This is a genomic window from Methylobacterium oryzae, assembly GCF_021398735.1.
GTDB lineage: Bacteria > Pseudomonadota > Alphaproteobacteria > Rhizobiales > Beijerinckiaceae > Methylobacterium.
This window is the reverse complement of record NZ_CP090349.1, coordinates 5,293,370-5,310,287: the sequence shown is the minus strand read 5'-3', so window position 1 is coordinate 5,310,287 and position 16,918 is coordinate 5,293,370. Positions and strand designations below refer to the sequence as shown.

General features: G+C 72.9%; 19 protein-coding genes. 13 read left to right on the top strand and 6 right to left on the bottom strand.

The window, feature by feature from the left end; genetic code table 11:
* The first annotated feature begins 168 nt into the window (after positions 1-168).
* From LXM90_RS25370 to LXM90_RS25355, 4 genes are read left to right on the top strand one after another with little or no spacing between them, the layout of a single operon-like run.
* A complete protein-coding gene (locus LXM90_RS25370) occupies positions 169-492 on the top strand; it encodes an XdhC family protein (protein WP_020096348.1) in 324 nt (107 codons plus the stop codon).
* A complete protein-coding gene (locus tag LXM90_RS25365) occupies positions 492-1,193 on the top strand; it encodes an XdhC family protein (RefSeq protein ID WP_020096347.1) in 702 nt (233 codons plus the stop codon). Before LXM90_RS25370 ends, LXM90_RS25365 begins: the two co-directional genes overlap by 1 nt.
* Positions 1,190-2,242: a molybdopterin-binding protein gene (locus tag LXM90_RS25360; RefSeq protein WP_020096346.1), complete on the top strand. Its 1,053-nt coding sequence runs from the start codon at positions 1,190-1,192 to the stop codon at positions 2,240-2,242. Before LXM90_RS25365 ends, LXM90_RS25360 begins: the two co-directional genes overlap by 4 nt.
* Positions 2,235-2,900, top strand: coding sequence for a nucleotidyltransferase family protein (locus LXM90_RS25355; protein WP_020096345.1), 666 nt, complete (start codon positions 2,235-2,237; stop codon positions 2,898-2,900). The genes LXM90_RS25360 and LXM90_RS25355 overlap by 8 nt, the downstream gene beginning before the upstream one ends.
* Here LXM90_RS25355 and LXM90_RS25350 read toward each other — a convergent pair.
* Together LXM90_RS25350 and LXM90_RS25345 are read right to left on the bottom strand one after the other, a co-directional pair.
* Positions 2,834-3,007: a DUF2256 domain-containing protein gene (locus LXM90_RS25350; RefSeq protein WP_170855278.1), complete on the bottom strand. Its 174-nt coding sequence runs from the start codon at positions 3,005-3,007 to the stop codon at positions 2,834-2,836. The two genes, LXM90_RS25355 and LXM90_RS25350, sit on opposite strands and share 67 nt — an antisense overlap.
* Positions 3,008-3,023: 16 nt before the next feature.
* Entirely contained in the window at positions 3,024-4,217 is a 1,194-nt protein-coding gene (locus LXM90_RS25345; protein ID WP_234081195.1) for an OpgC family protein, read from the bottom strand.
* 287 nt (positions 4,218-4,504) lie between these two features.
* Here LXM90_RS25345 and LXM90_RS25340 point away from each other — a divergent pair, with 287 nt between their 5' ends.
* The gene (locus LXM90_RS25340; protein ID WP_020096343.1) at positions 4,505-5,452 is read left to right on the top strand and encodes an NAD-dependent epimerase/dehydratase family protein; all 948 of its coding nucleotides are present in this window, start codon (positions 4,505-4,507) and stop codon (positions 5,450-5,452) included.
* Positions 5,453-5,539: 87 nt separating this feature from the next.
* On the opposite strand, the gene ettA is transcribed toward LXM90_RS25340, so the two are convergent.
* The 4 genes from ettA to LXM90_RS25320 form a co-directional block, all read right to left on the bottom strand.
* Positions 5,540-7,192 (bottom strand): energy-dependent translational throttle protein EttA, encoded by a 1,653-nt coding sequence (ettA, locus tag LXM90_RS25335; protein WP_020096342.1) that lies wholly within the window; start codon positions 7,190-7,192, stop codon positions 5,540-5,542.
* A gap of 183 nt (positions 7,193-7,375) precedes the next feature.
* Entirely contained in the window at positions 7,376-7,711 is a 336-nt protein-coding gene (locus tag LXM90_RS25330) for a hypothetical protein (protein WP_020096341.1), read from the bottom strand.
* Between the two features lie 9 nt (positions 7,712-7,720).
* Entirely contained in the window at positions 7,721-8,602 is an 882-nt protein-coding gene (locus tag LXM90_RS25325) for a DNA/RNA non-specific endonuclease (RefSeq protein WP_020096340.1), read from the bottom strand.
* Positions 8,602-8,823, bottom strand: coding sequence for a hypothetical protein (locus LXM90_RS25320; protein ID WP_020096339.1), 222 nt, complete (start codon positions 8,821-8,823; stop codon positions 8,602-8,604). The genes LXM90_RS25325 and LXM90_RS25320 overlap by 1 nt, the downstream gene beginning before the upstream one ends.
* Positions 8,824-9,058: 235 nt before the next feature.
* On the opposite strand from LXM90_RS25320, the gene dxs reads away from it, so the two are divergent.
* From dxs to LXM90_RS25280, 8 genes are all read left to right on the top strand, one after another.
* Positions 9,059-11,038, top strand: a complete 1,980-nt coding sequence (gene dxs / locus LXM90_RS25315; protein WP_205833354.1) for a 1-deoxy-D-xylulose-5-phosphate synthase — start codon at positions 9,059-9,061, stop codon at positions 11,036-11,038.
* A gap of 158 nt (positions 11,039-11,196) precedes the next feature.
* A complete protein-coding gene (locus LXM90_RS25310) occupies positions 11,197-11,946 on the top strand; it encodes a pyridoxine 5'-phosphate synthase (protein WP_026604896.1) in 750 nt (249 codons plus the stop codon).
* Positions 11,943-12,353 carry a holo-ACP synthase gene (acpS, locus tag LXM90_RS25305; RefSeq protein ID WP_020092967.1) on the top strand — a complete coding sequence of 137 codons (411 nt, stop codon included), beginning with the start codon at positions 11,943-11,945 and terminating at the stop codon, positions 12,351-12,353. Before LXM90_RS25310 ends, acpS begins: the two co-directional genes overlap by 4 nt.
* A 188-nt stretch (positions 12,354-12,541) precedes the next feature.
* A complete protein-coding gene (gene lepB / locus LXM90_RS25300; RefSeq protein ID WP_020092968.1) occupies positions 12,542-13,327 on the top strand; it encodes a signal peptidase I in 786 nt (261 codons plus the stop codon).
* Entirely contained in the window at positions 13,324-14,103 is a 780-nt protein-coding gene (gene rnc / locus LXM90_RS25295; RefSeq protein ID WP_081636475.1) for a ribonuclease III, read from the top strand. Before lepB ends, rnc begins: the two co-directional genes overlap by 4 nt.
* A complete protein-coding gene (gene era / locus LXM90_RS25290; protein WP_020092970.1) occupies positions 14,100-15,098 on the top strand; it encodes a GTPase Era in 999 nt (332 codons plus the stop codon). The genes rnc and era overlap by 4 nt, the downstream gene beginning before the upstream one ends.
* Before the next feature lie 148 nt (positions 15,099-15,246).
* Entirely contained in the window at positions 15,247-16,152 is a 906-nt protein-coding gene (locus LXM90_RS25285) for a class I SAM-dependent methyltransferase (RefSeq protein WP_020092971.1), read from the top strand.
* 13 nt (positions 16,153-16,165) lie between these two features.
* Positions 16,166-16,906 (top strand): pseudouridine synthase, encoded by a 741-nt coding sequence (locus LXM90_RS25280; RefSeq protein WP_020092972.1) that lies wholly within the window; start codon positions 16,166-16,168, stop codon positions 16,904-16,906.
* Positions 16,907-16,918 lie beyond the last annotated feature (12 nt).

The window sequence follows — 16,918 nt, the reverse complement described above, 5'->3', positions numbered from 1 at the left end:
TCGGGGCGCCGTCTCCGCGAAAGATCGTGGGTGCAGAGTATGGCCGACCGACGATCTCGGCCAATGTTTCCTGACGCTCCCTTCAGCATGAGGGCTTCTTGCACCGCGGCACGCGGGCCATACCTGTGAGGAGCGGGGGGCGCCCGCCGGCCGGAAGTCCACGAGGCCATGCTCAGCACAGACACAGACATCCTCTCCGCTGCCCAATCCTGGCGGCGCGACGGCCGCGCCGTGGCCCTCGCCACGGTGATCGAGACCTGGGGCTCGGCGCCCCGACCGGTGGGCAGCCACCTCGTGGTCGACGGCGAGGGCAATTTCCTCGGCTCCGTCTCCGGCGGCTGCGTCGAGGGCGCGGTGATCACCGAGGCGATCGAGGTGATCGAGGCGGGCGTGCCCCGCGTCCTCGAATTCGGCGTCGCGGACGAGACCGCGTGGCGCGCCGGCCTGTCCTGCGGCGGCCGGATCCGGGTCTTCGTCGAGCGGGTCGACTGATGCGCGGCGACGTCCTGGCAGCGCTCAACGACGCGCGGGCCGCGCGCCGCGCCGCGATCCTCATCACCGACATCGCCGACGGCGCGCAGCGCCTCGTCGGCGAGGACGCGATCGCCGCCGATCCCCTCGCCGACGTGCTGGCGAAGCACCTCGCCTCCGGCAAGAGCGGCCTCGTCGAGGCGGGCGGGCGGACCCTGTTCCTGACCGTGCAGGTGCCGCCGGTGCGGCTCGTGGTGGTGGGCGCGGTCCACATCTCGCAGGCCCTGGCGCCGATGGCCGCGGGGCTCGACCTCGCGCTCACGGTGATCGACCCGCGCACCGCCTTCGCGACCCCCGAGCGCTTCCCCGGCACCGCGCTGATCGCCGAATGGCCGGACGCCGCCCTCGGGACCACCGTGCCGGTCCTCGACCGCTACTGCGCCCTGGCGGCCCTGACCCACGATCCGAAGATCGACGATCCCGCGCTGAAGGCGGCGCTGACCGCCGAATGCTTCTACGTGGGCGCCCTCGGCTCCCGGAAGACCCACGCGGCGCGCGTCGCGCGGCTCACGGAGGCCGGCTTCACGCCGGCGCAGATCGGCCGGATCCGCGCGCCGATCGGCCTGCCCATCGGCGCCGTGAGCCCGGCCGAGATCGCCCTGGCGGTGCTCGCCGAGATCGTCGCCGCCCTGCGCCGCGTGCCCCGCCCGGAGGTCGCGTGAGGTTCGGGACCGTCCCGGTCGCGGACTCGGCCGGGCTGATCAGCGCGCACACGGTGCGGCGGGCCGACATCACCCTGCGCAAGGGCGCCGTCATCGCCGCGGAAGCCGCCGCCGGCCTGGCCCGGGCCGGCCTGTCGGAGATCGTGGCGGCCACGCTCGAGCCCGGCGACGTCGGCGAGGACGCCGCCGCGGCGCGGCTCGCCGCGCGCCTGCGCGGGCCGAACCTGCGCGTCGAGGCGCCCTTCACCGGCCGCAGCAACCTGTTCGCCGAGACGGCGGGGGTGCTCACCCTCGATCCGGCCCGGATCGACGCGGTCAACGCCGTCGACGAGGCGGTGACGGTGGCGACTCTGCCGCGCTTCCGGCCGGTGGTCGAGGGCGAGATGGTCGCCACGGTGAAGATCATCCCCTACGCCGTGCCGGGCGCCGTGCTGGCCCGGGCCTGCGCGGCCGCGGAGGGCGACGTCCTCGGGGTGGTGCCGTATCGCCGCCGCCGGGTGGCCGTGGTCTCGACGCGCCTGCCGAGCCTCAAGGAGACGACGATCGACAAGACCCTCCGGGCCCTGGCCGACCGCCTCGCGCCCGCGGGTGCGGCGATCGTGGCCGAGACCCGGGTGCCCCACGCCGCCGCCTCCGTGGCGGCGTCCCTGGCGGAGATGATCGACCGCGCCGGGGCCGACCTCGTGGTGGTGTTCGGCGCCTCGGCGATCGCCGACCGGCGCGACGTCATCCCGGCCGGCATCGCGGAGGCGGGCGGCCGGGTCGACCATCTCGGCATGCCGGTCGACCCCGGCAACCTGCTCCTCGTCGGCGCCCGCGGCGGCGTGCCGGTGATCGGCGCGCCGGGCTGCGCCCGCTCGCCCAAGGAGAACGGCTTCGACTGGATCCTCCACCGCCTGCTGGCGGACCTGACCGTGACCCGGGCCGACATCGTCGCCCTCGGCGTCGGCGGCCTGCTGATGGAGATCGTCTCGCGCCCGCAGCCCCGCGCCGGCGGCGCGGCCGCGGCGGACGAGCCGGATCCGGGGGCGGAGGACCGGCATGCCTGAGATCGGCACGATCCTGCTCGCCGCGGGCCTCGGCAGCCGGTTCGGCGCCGCGCCGAAGCTGCTCGCGCCCCTCGACGGGCGGCCGCTGGTGCGCCACGCCGCGGAGGCGGCCCTCGGCGCCCGGCCCCGGCCGGTGGTCGCCGTGCTCGGCGCGCACGCGGCGGCGGTCCGCGACGCGCTGGCGGGGCTCGACCTCGTCCGCGTCGACAATGCGGATTACCGCTCCGGCCTCGCGAGCTCGCTGCGCGCCGGCCTCGCGGCGCTGCCCGCCACCTGCACGGCCGCCATCGTCGTGCTGGGCGACATGCCGCGCGTCACCGCCGCGCATCTCGACCGCTTGGCGGAGGCCTTCGCGGAGGCCTCCGCGGGCGCCTTGGAGCCGCCGGCGGCCGTGGTGCCGGTGCAGGCCGGCCGGCGGGGGAATCCGGTGCTGCTCAACCTGCGCCGCCTCGGCCCGGACATCGCCCGCCTCGCCGGCGATCACGGGGCCGGGCCGCTCCTGAAGGGTCGGCCGGACGTGCTGGAGATCCCGGGCGACCCGGCCACCGCCCTCGACGTCGACACGCCGGACGCGCTGGCCGCGCTGCGCGGTCAGCGCCCCGCCGCGTCGCGCCCGCGCGCGGCCTTCGCCTCGGCCCGGCACCGGTCCGAGCAGTAGCGGACCTCGTCCCAGACGCGCTCCCACTTCTTGCGCCACGCGAACGGGCGGCCGCACTGGGCGCAGATCTTCTCCGGCAGATCGCCCTTGCGGCGCATCGGCGGCATCGCGGCTCCTCCCGGCCTATCCGGGCCGGCGCGCGTCGGGGCCGGTCCCGGCCGCCCGGCGCAGGCGCGCGTCCAGGACGTGGGCGAGGCCGAGCATGATCGCGATCCCCCCGACATTGACCGCGATCTGCAGCGGCCAAGTGGGGTCGAAGGTCCGGTAGAGGATGCGGCCGATCAGCGCCGCCAGGCATCCGGCGGCGAAGATCTCCAGCGAGTGCCGCCCGCAGGCGTCGACGAGGCGCAGCCGCCGCCACCGGCTCGCGCGGGCCACGGCGGGCGCGCTGAACAGCAGGTAGGCCAGCGCCAGCATGTTGATCAGGCGCAGGGGTGCGACGTGGCTCTTGTCGGGCGGGCCGATCGCCAGCGGCCGGAGGTCCGGAAGCCCCCACTCCGCCCAGGACCCGCCCTGCAGGAACGCGAAGGCGAGGTAGGCCGCGGCCGCCGCCACGGCCCATCCGCGCCGCGGCAGCAGGCCGTCATGGGCGCGGACCTTGACCGCGAGCGCCGCGCCGATCACGAACAGGAACTGCCACGCGAAGGGGTTGAAGTACCACCCGTCGTCCACCGCCGCGGCGTTCGGGAGGTTCAGCTGGTGATCGACGTTGGCGGCGAGCCAGAGGGCGCCCGACAGGCCCAGTACGCCCCAGATCCCGCGCCGCATCCCGAGGTAGATCAGCGGGAACAGCGCCAGCAGCAGGATGTAGAGCGGCAGGATGTCGAGGTAGTTCGGGAGCGCGTTCAGCGCGAGGCCGCGCAGCAGGCCCGGCAGGAGACCCATCTGCAGCAGCGGCGCGACGCCGAATCGCGGCGTCAGGCCGGTGAGGTCCATCCAGATCCGGACGATGACCAGGGTCGCGAGCAGCAGCCCCGCCTGGAACAGGTAGATGCGCAGGCAGCGCTTGGCGATGCGCGTGAGCGCCGTCCGGATCCCGGCGCGCCGGAACAGCCCGCCGTAGGCGATCATCGACGAGTAGCCGGCCAGCAGCACGAAGATCTCGGCCGCGTCCGAGAACCCGAAATTGTGCAGCGTCAGCAGGGCCGGCGCGTTGCGCGGGATGTGGTCGATGAAGATCGTCAGGAGCGCGAGGCCGCGCACCACGTCGACCCGCGCGTCGCGCGCGGGCTTCGCCGGCCGTGCCTCCGCGGGCGGTGGGGGGAGCGCCCGCGGTTCCGCGGCGCCGGGCCGTTCGAGATCGTCGAGGCGCGTCACTCAGCCCATCACCGTGGCGCTCTCCGTCCGGACGCGGAGCGGCCGGGGCCGCGGTGCAACCATAGCGCGCCGGCCGCCCGAGGCCCCTCCGATCACGCGCCTTTGTTCGGATGTGCACAACGGCGGGGTCGCACCGATGATCCGCCCGCCGCGGCGGCCGTTGGCCGCGTCGCCCCCTCGCGTCGCGGCAAGGCCCGGTATAGACGCGGCCGACGATCCCGGTTGCCGGCGCCCGCGCCGGCACGGGGCGCGTCGCTGGGTTCGTGGCAGGGTTGAGGGCAAGGGGCATGCGCGTCCTCGTCACCGGAGCGGGAGACTATCTCGGCCGCCGCCTGCTCGAGGCGCTGCGTCGGGACCTGCCGCCGGGCAGCCCCATCCTCGGCCTCGACCGGAGCCCGCCACCGCCCCTCGACGGCGTGACGCTTAGGGCCGTGGACCCGTTCGACGCGCGCGAGCTCGCCGAGACGGTCGCGGCCTTCGACCCGACCTGCGTGTTCCACCTCGCGGCGCTGGCCTCGGTGGCGCAGTCGAGCGAGACGCCGTCCTACGCCTGGCGGGCGGAGCTGCTCGGCACCCTCAACCTCGCCGAGGCGGTGGCGCGGACTCGCGCGGCGCTGGTCTTCCTCAGCTCCACGGTCGTCTACGGCGAAGTGTTCCGCGCCTGCCCGCGCCCGGACGAGAGCGTCACGCCGCGCCCCGACACGATCTCGGGCCGGACTAAGAACGCCTGCGAGTACATCCTCCGCGACGTGCTGGCGAATGCCCGGATCAAGCATCTCGTGCTGCGGCCGTCGAACTACATCGGGGCCGGACAGAGCGAGACCTTCGTGGTCGCCTCCTTCGCCGGTCAGATCGCCCGCATCGAGCGGGGGCTGGCGCCGCCGAGCCTGGAGGTCGGCGACCTCTCGGCGGGGCGCGACTTCCTCGACGTGGCCGACGTCACCGCGGCGTGCCTGCGCGTGATCGCCCGGATCGACGACCTGCCGGATGGCGGCATCTTCAACGTGGGATCGGGGGTCGTCACACCGGTCTCCGACATCCTGGAGACGCTGCGCGGCCTGACGGAGGCGCGGTTCGACCTGCGCGTCGCGCCCGGCCGGGTCCGCCCGGCGGGTGTGCGCAGCGAGGGCTGCGACCCCGCGGCCTTCGCGACCGCCACCGGATGGGCCCCGACGATCCCGCTCGCGCAGAGCCTGGCGACGATCCTGGCGGAGGCGCGGGCGCGCATCCGGTGATCCGTCACCGGGCAGAGGTGACGGCAACGTCCTCGGACGGGCGCGCGGCTCCGGAACGCCGGCGGCGCCCCGGAGCCGCGACCGGTCTCAGCGCGAGAAGCGCTTGTACTTGATCTTCTTCGGCATGATCGAATCCGCCCCGAGCCGGCGGACCTTATCGGCCTCGTAGTCGGAGAAGTTGCCCTCGAACCACTCGACGTGGCTGTCGCCCTCGAAGGCCAGGATGTGCGTGGCGATGCGGTTCAGGAACCAGCGATCGTGGCTGATGATGACCGCGCAGCCGGCGTAATCCTCCAGCGCGTCCTCGAGGGCGCGCAGGGTCTCCATGTCGAGGTCGTTGGTCGGCTCGTCGAGGAGCAGCACGTTGGCGCCGCCCTTCAGGGTCCGGGCGAGGTGAACGCGGTTGCGCTCACCGCCCGAGAGGGTGCCGACCTTCTTCTGCTGGTCGGGTCCCTTGAACGCGAAGGCCGCGCAGTAGGCGCGCGAATTGATCTCGCGCTTGTTGAAATAGATGATGTCGTTGCCGCCGGAGACCTCCTGCCAGACCGTGGCGTTCGGGTCGAGGGCGTCGCGCGACTGGTCGACGTAGCCGAGCTTCACCGTCTCGCCGACCTCGATCTTGCCGTTGTCGGGCTTCTCCTGGCCGGTGATCATCTTGAACAAAGTGGTCTTGCCGGCCCCGTTCGGGCCGATCACACCGACGATGCCGCCGGGCGGCAGCTTGAACGACAGGTCCTCGATCAGCAGCCGGTCGCCGAACGCCTTGCTGAGGTGCTCGAACTCGATGACGTTGTTGCCGAGCCGCTCGTCGATCGGGATGACGATCTGCGCGGACGCGTCGACCTTCTGCGCCTGCTTGGCGACCAGCTCCTCGTAGCGGGTGATGCGCGCCTTCGACTTCGACTGGCGGGCCTTCGGCGAGGCGGCGATCCATTCCTGCTCGCGGGCGATGGAGCGCTGCCGGACCATGTCCTCGCGGCCCTCCTGCTCCAGGCGCTTCTGCTTCTGGACCAGCCACGCCGAGTAGTTGCCCTCGTACGGGATGCCCTTGCCGCGATCGAGCTCCAGGATCCAGCTCGTCACGTTGTCGAGGAAGTAGCGGTCGTGGGTCACGATCAGGATCGCGCCCGGATACTGGCGCAGGTGACCCTCCAGCCAGTTCACCGTCTCGGCGTCGAGGTGGTTGGTGGGCTCGTCGAGGAGCAGCAGCTCCGGCTCCCACAGGAGCAGGCGGCACAGCGCGATGCGGCGGCGCTCGCCGCCCGAGAGGGTCGCGACCGGCTGCTCGTCGCTCGGGCAGCCCAGGGCCTCCATGGCCTGATCGACCTTCGAGTCGAGCTCCCAGAGGCCCAGCGACTCGATCCGGTCCTGGAGCTCGGTCATCTCGTCGGCGGTCTCCTCCGAGTAGTTCATGGCGAGCTCGTTGTAGCGGTCGAGCATGGCCTGCTTCTCGGCGACGCCCTCCATCACGTTCTCGCGGACGGACTTGCTCGGATCGAGCTGGGGTTCCTGCGGCAGGTAGCCGACGCGCGCGCCCTGCGCGACCCAGCCGTCGCCGGTGAACTCCTTGTCGATGCCCGCCATGATCTTGAGCAGCGTCGACTTGCCGGAGCCGTTGATGCCGAGCACGCCGATCTTGGCGTCGGGGTAGAAGGACAGGTTGACGCTATCCAGGACCTTCTTGCCGCCGGTATAGGCCTTGGTCAGGCCCCGCATGTGGTAGATGAATTCGCGAGCCATCGCGGATCGTCCTCGGCGCGTTGTTCGGGACCGCGCGGATCGTGCCAGCGGCACGGGTCAGGCACCGGGCCTCAGCACCCGTCCTGGACGCGCGTCCCTACGATATAGGAATGACCCTCTCCGAGTATCAGGCCCGCCGGGACGCGGCAAGGACGGGCCCGCCGCCGGCGGGCGCCGGATCGCTCACGCGAAGGGGTTCTTGACCGTTCCCGGCGGCGCGTCCGGCACCTCCGCCACCGCGTCCGGCAGGTCGGACGCCTCCAGGGCCTTCACGATCGCGTCCAGCGTCTCCCGGAGCAGCCTGGCCTGCTCCAGGCCGGTCCGGTCGCGGGTCAGGTCGAGGGACCCGTGCAGGGCGATCCGGTCCGTGCCGTTCTCGAAGCTCAGGGCGCCGACGGAGCGCACGCCGGCATCGTCGGCGAACGGCGCGAAGCCCTCGGTGTCCGAGTTCTTGCCGTCCGGGCTCTCGCTCTCCGGGCTTCCCCTCTTGGGCCGGGCGCGTCGCTTGTCCTCGGGCATCGGGTCCTCTCAGAAGAACGTGCGCAGGAAGTCGCGGACGAGCTTGCGCAGGGCGCGGGCGAGTTCGCGCTCGAGCCAGTCCTGCCAGGTCTGCTCGTGCCGGGGCCGGCGCTCCTCCGCGCGGGCGGAGGCCTGAGGATCCGGCAGCCCCATCGCGGTCGCCCGGGCCGCGGGCGGCAGGCCGGGAAAGACGTCGATGCCGGCTTCCTGGCGGAGATCGTCGATCGACAGGGCGCGCCAGTCCCTCGAATCGTCGTTCCGGGCGAGGTAGGCACCCGCCTCGCCGCGGGACGGGTCGTACACGGCCTTGAACAGCTGCGTCGGGACGAGCACGCCGCCCTTGATCTGCTGCACCGCGTCGCCCGCGAAGATCACCCCGGTGACGACGAACAGCGCGCCCCGGCGGGTGGCCAGGCGCCGGGTGCTCTCCTCGATATCCGCCCAGAGTCCCCGGTTCAGGACGCGGTTCTGCGGCACGATGTTGGCGAGGCTGAACGACTCGGCCTGGGCGGCGAGGGTCGGCATGTCCCCGGCCGGCGCGAGATGGCCCCGGTCGAACCCGCTGCGGACGTAATCCTCCAGCGCGGCGCGCTGATCCTCCGGCAGGCGCGTCTCCTCGTGGAAGGAATCGTCGCGGGCCACCGCCCGGGCCGCCGCGACGCTGGCGCGGGTGAGGTGCTCGGCGGCGTAGAGCGGCGTGCGCGTCACGCCGGAATGCAGGACCGCGAAGGCCTCGAAGCACAGCGGGACCGCGCGGACGGCGAGCTTCGGATTCGTGAGGACGGGCGTCTGCCCGTCCGCGAACAGGGCCGGACAGGAATCCTGGGCTCGGACCGGGAGCGGGCCCAGCGCGAGGGTGAGGACCGCGGCGGCGAGCGTCGGTGCCCGCATCACCAGCAGACGCGGACCCGGCGGACGCCCTCCGGGGTCGGGCGGTCCCGCCACGCGCAGGGCCGGCCGAGGCTGTTGCTGAACGGGCGGACGTCGCGATCGGGGCCGCCCGGCGCGACCCGCGCCGGGCAGTCGCCGAGGAAGTTGCAGAGGAAGTCGAGATTGCCGTCCGGCGGCCGCGGCTGGGCGTAAGCTTGGCCGTGACCCGTAATCGCGAACATGAGCAGGATTGTGCACAGACGAGCCGGATTCAAAGGCGAACCTCTTGTGGCGTTAAGGGCACGTGATTGAAAAAAACGCCGGCCCGACATTGATCGCGCCGCCGTTCGTCCGTAACTGGCACTATCATGACAGCGACGGACGGGCGGGTTCTAGCATGAACACGCGTCCCCGGGGTGCTGGCGTCGCGGTTGCCGAGGGCCCGCGACGGAGCCGTCGCCATACTCGAACGAACGGATGCGAGCATTGGCACTCTCCCCTGAGCAATCGGCGTTGCTGGACCGCGTTCCGTCTCCTTCGGCGCTGCGGCGTCTTCCGGAGTCGGAGCTTCCGGCGGTGGCGGACGCGGTGCGCGCCGAGATGATCGACGCGGTCTCGATCACCGGCGGCCATCTCGGCTCGGGGCTCGGCGTCGTCGAGCTGACCGTGGCGCTGCACCACGTGTTCGACACCCCCGACGACCGCATCGTCTGGGACGTCGGACACCAGTGCTACCCCCACAAGATCCTCACCGAGCGCCGCGACCGCATCCGGACGCTGCGCCAGGGCGGCGGCCTGTCGGGCTTCACCAAGCGGAGCGAGAGCGTCTACGACCCCTTCGGCGCCGCCCACTCCTCGACCTCGATCTCGGCCGCGCTGGGCATGGCGGTCGCCCGCGACCTCGACAACGCCGCCGCCAAGTCGAAGAACCGCCCGCCCAAGCGCCGCAACGCCATCGCGGTCATCGGCGACGGCTCGATGTCGGCCGGCATGGCCTACGAGGCCCTCAACAACGCCGGCGCCCTGCACTCGCGCCTGATCGTCATCCTCAACGACAACGACATGTCGATCGCGCCCCCCGTCGGCGCCATGTCGGCCTACCTCGCCCGCCTCGCCTCGGGCGGCGCCTACCAGTCCCTGCGCGAGACCGCCAAGCAGCTCGGCAAGCTCCTGCCCAAGGCGCTCTACCAGCGCGCCGCCGCGGCCGAGGAATACGCCCGCTCGCTCGTGGTCGGCGGCGGCACCATGTTCGAGGAGATGGGCTTCCACTACGTCGGCCCGGTCGACGGGCACAACCTCGACCACCTGCTGCCGGTGCTCAAGAACGTCCGCGACGCCGAGCACGGCCCGATCCTGCTCCACGTCGTCACCCAGAAGGGCAAGGGCTACGCCCCGGCCGAGGCCTCGGCCGACCGCTACCACGGCGTGGTCAAGTTCGACGTGGTCTCAGGGGTCCAGGCCAAGGCCAAGCCGAACGCGCCGGCCTACACGCGGGTGTTCGGCGAGAGCCTGATCAAGGCGGCCGACGCCGACGACAAGGTCGTGGCGATCACCGCGGCGATGCCGGGGGGCACCGGCATCGACCTGTTCGGCAAGGCGCACCCGGACAAGACCTTCGACGTCGGCATCGCCGAGCAGCACGCGGTGACGTTCGCGGGCGGTCTGGCCACCGAGGGCTACCGGCCGTTCGTGGCGATCTACTCGACGTTCCTGCAGCGGGCCTACGACCAGGTGGTGCACGACGTGGCGCTGCAGAACCTGCCCGTGCGGTTCTGCCTGGACCGGGCGGGGCTGGTCGGCGCCGACGGGGCGACGCACGCGGGCGCGTTCGACCTGGCCTACCTGTGCTGCCTGCCGAACATGACCGTGATGGCGGCCTCCGACGAGGCCGAGCTGGTGCACATGGTGGCGACCGCCCACGCGCACGACACGGGCCCGATCGCGCTGCGCTACCCGCGCGGCGAGGGTGTGGGCGTCGAGCTTCCGGAGCGGGGCGAGGCGCTGGCGATCGGCAAGGGTCGGGTGGTGCGGCGCGACGCGGAGGCGCGTGTGGCGCTGCTGTCGCTCGGCACGCGCCTGTCGGAGGCGCTGAAGGCGGCCGACACGCTGGCCGAGCAGGGCGTGGCGGTGACGGTGGCGGACGCGCGGTTCGCCAAGCCGCTGGACGAGGCGCTGATCCTGGATTTGGCGCGCGAGCACGAGGTGCTGATCACGATCGAGGAGGGCTCGCGGGGCGGGTTCGGCGCGATGGTGCTGCACCTGCTGGCGGAGCGGGGCGCTCTGGACGCGGGGGGCGTGCGGGTGCGGACGATGACGCTGCCGGACGCCTACCAGGACCACGACAGCCCGGAGAAGATGTACGCCGAGGCGGGCCTCGACGCCACGACCATCGTCAGGACCGCCCTCGACACACTGCCCGAGCGGAAGGACAGCCGGTCGCGCCTGCGGCTCGCCTGACCGGGCGGGTCGGCCGCCGGAGCCCGCCCCCGAACCCCGACCGTCTTGCCGGCGCGCGCGATCCTCCGCATATCGCCGGCACGGGGTGAGGGCGCGCGGCGCCTTCCGACCCCCCGGTGAGCCTGTCGCGCCGCGCCGACACGGGGACGAACGAGCGGATGACCTCCGAGAAACTGCGCCTGGGCGTCAACATCGATCACGTCGCGACCGTCCGCAACGCCCGCGGCGGCGACTATCCGGACCCGGTGCGGGCGGCCCTGCTCGCCGTCGAGGCGGGCGCCGACGGGATCACCGCGCATCTCCGCGAGGACCGGCGCCACATCCGCGACACCGACATCGCGGCGCTCAAGCGCGGCCTGTCCGTGCCGCTCAACTTCGAGATGGCCGCCACCGACGAGATGGTGGCGATCGCGCTCGAGACCCGCCCGCACGCCGCCTGCCTCGTCCCGGAGAAGCGCGAGGAGCGCACCACCGAGGGCGGCCTCGACATCGTCGGCGGCCGCGCGCATCTCGCGCCGCGCATCCGCGCCCTCGCGGAGGCCGGCATCCGCGTCTCGCTGTTCGTCGAGCCCGAGCCCGCCGTCATGGACGCCGCCCGCGCCCTCGGGGCGCCCGTCGTCGAGCTGCACACCGGCAGCTACTGCGAGGCGGCGCTGGAGGACGACGACGCCCGGACCGCGCGCGAGCTCGCCCGCATCCGGCGCGCGGCGGAGCACGGGGCCGGCCTCGGCCTCGAGATCCACGCGGGCCACGGGCTTACCCTCGGCAGCGTCGGGCCGGTGGCGGCGCTGCCGCAGATCCGGGAGCTGAATATCGGCCATTCCCTGATCGCCGACGCGATCTTCGTGGGGCTCGACCGGGCGGTGCGCGACATGCGGGCCGCCATGGACCGGGCGCGGCACCCATGATCGTCGGGATCGGCTCGGATCTCTGCGACATCCGCCGGATCGCCCGGACCCTGGAGCGGCACGGCGAGCGCTTCACCCACCGGGTCTTCACCGACGGGGAGCGGGCCCGCTGCGACCGCCGGGCCGCCCGCGCCGAGGGCTACGCCCGCCGCTTCGCCGCCAAGGAGGCCTGCGCCAAGGCGCTCGGCACCGGCCTCAGCGCCGGCGTGTTCTGGCGCGACATGGAGGTGGTGAACCTGCCCTCCGGGCAGCCGACCCTGCGGCTCGCGGGCGGCGCGGCCGAGCGGCTCGCGGAACTCCTGCCGGCGGGGCACGCGGCGCGGCTCCACGTGAGCCTCACGGACGATCCGCCGATGGCGCAAGCCTTCGTGATCATCGAGGCCTTGCCGGTCCCTGTCGCCGGTTGAGGCCGCCGTCGCGGATTAGCCAGCGCCGGTCGCGCGTTGCGGGGGGCTCGCGCATGGTCTAGACCGCCGGACACGGCGGACACGATTGCGGCGCATTCCTCGGGACAACCGCACATCAGGCCGCGCGCGGCGGGGCCGCGCCCCGCGGATCGCGGGCGTCGCACCTCAATCGAAGACGGAACGCGCGCGTGGATTACGACGGCAAGCCGCTCAGGAAACCTGCCGACACCGGCACCTGGGCCAGCATCCGCGAGACGCTGAAGGTCGGCATCCAGGCGCTGCTGATCGCCCTCGTGGTGCGGACCCTGCTGTTCCAGCCGTTCAACATCCCGTCCGGCTCGCTGGTGCCGACCCTGCTGATCGGCGACTACCTGTTCGTGTCAAAATATTCTTACGGCTATTCCAAGTACTCGCTGCCGCTCTCGGAGTATATCCCGATCCAGGCCGACGGCCGGATCTGGGGCGCGGACCCGAAGCGCGGCGACATCGCGGTGTTCAAGCTGCCCAAGGACAATTCGACCGACTACATCAAGCGCGTGATCGGCCTGCCGGGCGACAAGATCCAGATGATCGACGGCGTGCTCAACATCAACGGCAAGGCGGTCAAGCGCGAGCGGATCGCCGACTACGAGACCACCGATCCCTACGGCCAGCCGACCAAGGTGCCCCAGTACCTGGAGACCCTGCCCAACGGCGTGGTCCACCGGGTGATCGAGCGCGACGGCGACAACGGCTTCTGGGACAAGACCGAGCTGTACACGGTCCCGCCCGGTCACTTTTTCATGATGGGCGACAACCGCGACAACTCCACCGATTCGCGCGATCTCGCCAATGTCGGCTACGTGCCCTTCGCCAACCTGGTCGGGCGCGCCGAGATGATCTTCTTCTCGATCGACGAGGGTACGCCGGCCTGGCAGGTCTGGAACTGGCCGGCCCACGTGCGCTGGTCGCGCCTGTTCACGACGATCCATTGACCGGCCCGGACTTGGACGACGCCGCGCAGCCCCGGGCCAACGCCCGATCCCGGCGGGCCCACAAGCCGCGCCCGCCGCTGACCGCGCTCGAAGAGCGGATCGGCCACAGCTTCGGCGATCAGGACCTGCTCACCCGCGCGCTGACCCACACCAGCAAGGCGAGCGGCCGGGGCGGCAGCTACCAGCGCCTGGAATTCCTCGGCGACCGCGTGCTCGGGCTCGCGGTCGCCGACCGCCTCTACGGCGCCTTCCCGGAGGCTGACGAGGGCGACCTCTCCCGGCGCCTTGCCGCCCTGGTCCGGCGCGAGACCTGCGCGGCCGTGGCCGCCTCCTGGGAGGTCGGCCCGCACCTGATCCTCGGCCAGGGCGAGGTCATGGGCGGCGGCCGGCGCAACCAGACGATCCTGGCCGACGTCTGCGAGGCGATCCTGGGTGCGATCTACCTCGATGCCGGGTTCGACGCCGCCCGGGCGGTGGTCGAGGCGCATTTCCATCCCGGCGAGCCGACCGCGGCGGCGCGGGGCCGCGACGCCAAATCCGCCCTGCAGGAATGGGCCATGGGCCGCAGCCTGCCGATCCCCACCTATGAGGTGGTGGAGCGCACCGGTCCCGACCACGCGCCCCGGTTCCGCATCGCCGTGCAGGTCGAGGGCCTGGAGCCCGGTCTCGGCGACGGCACGTCGAAGCGGATCGCCGAGCAGGCCGCCGCGCGGGCGCTGATGGAGCGGGAGGGAATCGGGGCCTCCGCGGACGCGGAACCGACGGAGACAGCATGAGCGCGCACGAGCAGGACGATCACGACGCGCAGGACGGGCCCGGCATCGCGCCGGCCCGGGACCCCGCGCGCGACCCGTCCACCCTTCCCGGCACGCCCGCCGACGCCCGGGCCGGCTTCGTCGCGCTGATCGGCGTGCCGAATGCCGGCAAGTCGACCCTGCTCAACAACCTCGTCGGCACCAAGGTCTCGATCGTCTCCCGCAAGGTGCAGACGACCCGGGCCCTGGTGCGGGGCATCCTCATCGAGGGCTCGGCCCAGGTCGTGCTGGTCGACACCCCCGGCATCTTCGCGCCCAAGCGCCGCCTCGACCGCGCGATGGTCCACTCGGCCTGGAGCGGCGCCGCCGACGCCGACGCCGTCTGCCTGCTGGTCGACGCGCGCAAGGGTGTCGACGCGGAAGTCGAGGCGGTGCTCGGCCGGCTCGGCGAGGTGAAGCGCGAGAAACTGCTGATCCTCAACAAGATCGATCTGATCCCGCGCGAACGGCTGCTCGATCTCGCCGCCAAGCTCAACGCCGCCGCGCCCTTCGCCGAGACCTTCATGATCTCGGCGCTCAACGGCGACGGCGTCGCCGACCTGCGCCGGGCGCTGGCCGCCCGCATGCCGGCGGGCCCGTGGCTGTATCCGGAGGATCAGGTCTCGGACGCGCCCCTGCGCATGCTCGCCGCCGAGATCACCCGGGAGAAGATCTACGACCGGCTGCACGAGGAGCTGCCCTACCGCTCCACGGTGGAGACCGACCAGTGGCAGATCCGGCCCGACGGCTCGGTGCGGATCGAGCAGACGATCTTCGTCGAGCGGGAGAGCCAGCGCTCGATCGTGCTCGGCAAGGGCGGCCAGACCATCCGGTCGATCGGGCAGGCGGCCCGGATCGAGATCGCCGAGGCGGCCGACGCCAAGGTCCACCTGTTCCTGCACGTGAAGGTGCGGGAGAACTGGGCCGACGACCCGGCCCGCTACCGCGAGATGGGCCTGGAATTTCCGCGGGGCTGACGCGCCGGGCCGCGCGGGAGGCTGGGCTTCGCGGCCGGTTCCGGTATAAACGCGGTGTTCCCCCGGATGAATCGAGTCGGGCGCGGGTTTACCCCGCTCCGCCGCGGATTCGCGTTCCGGTTTCGGCACTCCAAATCCCGAATCGTCTATGCGCCACGCCGTCTACGGCCTGCCGCCGGTGGACCTCGCCGAGGTCCCGGGCGACGCCGTCCAGCTCTCCCCATTGATCCCCGGCGCTGCGCGGCTCGAGGATCTGTCCGAGAACAGCCTCGACTCGGCCACCGTGCTGGCGCCGCCCGGAACGGTCGAGCGGCGCTACGTGCTGGCCCAGGTGCTGCGCGCCCTCGGGCCGGGCGGCCGCATGGTCGCCCTGGCGCCCAAGGATCGCGGCGGCACACGCCTCGCCAAGGAGCTGACGACCTTCGGCTGCGCGGCCGCGGACCAGCCGCGCCGGCACCACCGGATCTGCACGGCGGAGCGGCCAACGGCGCCGGCCGGCCTCGCCGAGGCGATCGACGAGGGCGGCCCGCGCCACGTCGACAACCTCGCTCTGTGCACGCAGCCCGGCATCTTCTCGTGGGACCGGCTCGATCCGGGCACGGCGCTGCTGCTCGCGAACCTCCCGGCCCTCAAGGGCCGCGGCGCCGATTTCGGCTGCGGGCTCGGGGTCCTCTCGCGGGCCGTCCTGGGCTCCGAGGCCGTGACCGCCCTGACCCTGCTGGAGATCGACCGGCGCGCCGTCGAGATGGCGCGCCGCAACGTCGCCGACCCGCGGGCGACGATCCTCTGGGCGGATATCCGGGCGTCCGGCGCCGTGCCGGATCACCTCGATTTCGTCGTCACGAACCCGCCGTTCCACGAGGGCGGGAGCGAGGATCAGGCCCTCGGCCGGGCGTTCATCGCGCGGGCCGCCGAGGCCCTGCGCCCCGGGGGGGCGCTGTGGCTCGTGGCCAACGCGCACCTGCCCTACGAGGCGAGCCTGCGCGAGGCGTTCCGGCACGTCGCGGTGGCCGTCCAGGCGAACGGCTACCGGGTCTACGAGGCCCGCCGGTGAGCGCGCCGCTTCCATGAGCGCGGCGAGATCCGTCCGCCTGGACAAGCTCCTCGCCAATCTCGGCTACGGCTCGCGCCGCGAGATCCAGGCGCTCGCCCGCGCCGGCGCGATCCGCCTCGACGGCGCGGAGCTCGCGGAGGCCGGCGACCGGATCGCCCTCGCGCCGGACCTGCCGGAGCGCCTCACGATCGACGGCGAGGCCCTGGACCCGCTCCCCGGCCTGTGCCTGATGCTGCACAAGCCGCTGGGCGTCACCTGCTCGCACAAGGAGGCGGGCCCGCTGGTCTACGGGCTGCTCCCCGAGCGCTGGCGCCGCCGCGACCCGCCCCTCTCCACGGTCGGGCGCCTCGACAAGGAGACCTCGGGCCTGCTGCTGCTGACCGACGACGGGGCGCTCCTGCACCGGATCATCAGCCCGAAGGCCCAGGTGGCGAAGCGCTACCGCGTGACCCTCGACCGGCCGCTGACCGGCCGCGAGGCGGAGGTGTTCGCCGCAGGGACGCTCGTGCTGGAGGGCGAGGAGCGGCCGCTCCTGCCGGTGCGGCTCGACGTCGAGGATGCCACGCGCTGCGCGGTGACGCTGACGGAGGGCCGCTACCACCAGGTCCGCCGGATGTTCGCCGCCGTCGGCAACCACGTCGCGGCGCTGCACCGGGACCGGGTCGGCGGTCTCGCTCTGCCGGCGGACCTGCCGGCGGGGGCGTACCGGGTGATGACGGCCGACGACGTGGCGGCGGTGTTCGCGGGCGGGTGATCCGGGCTGCGG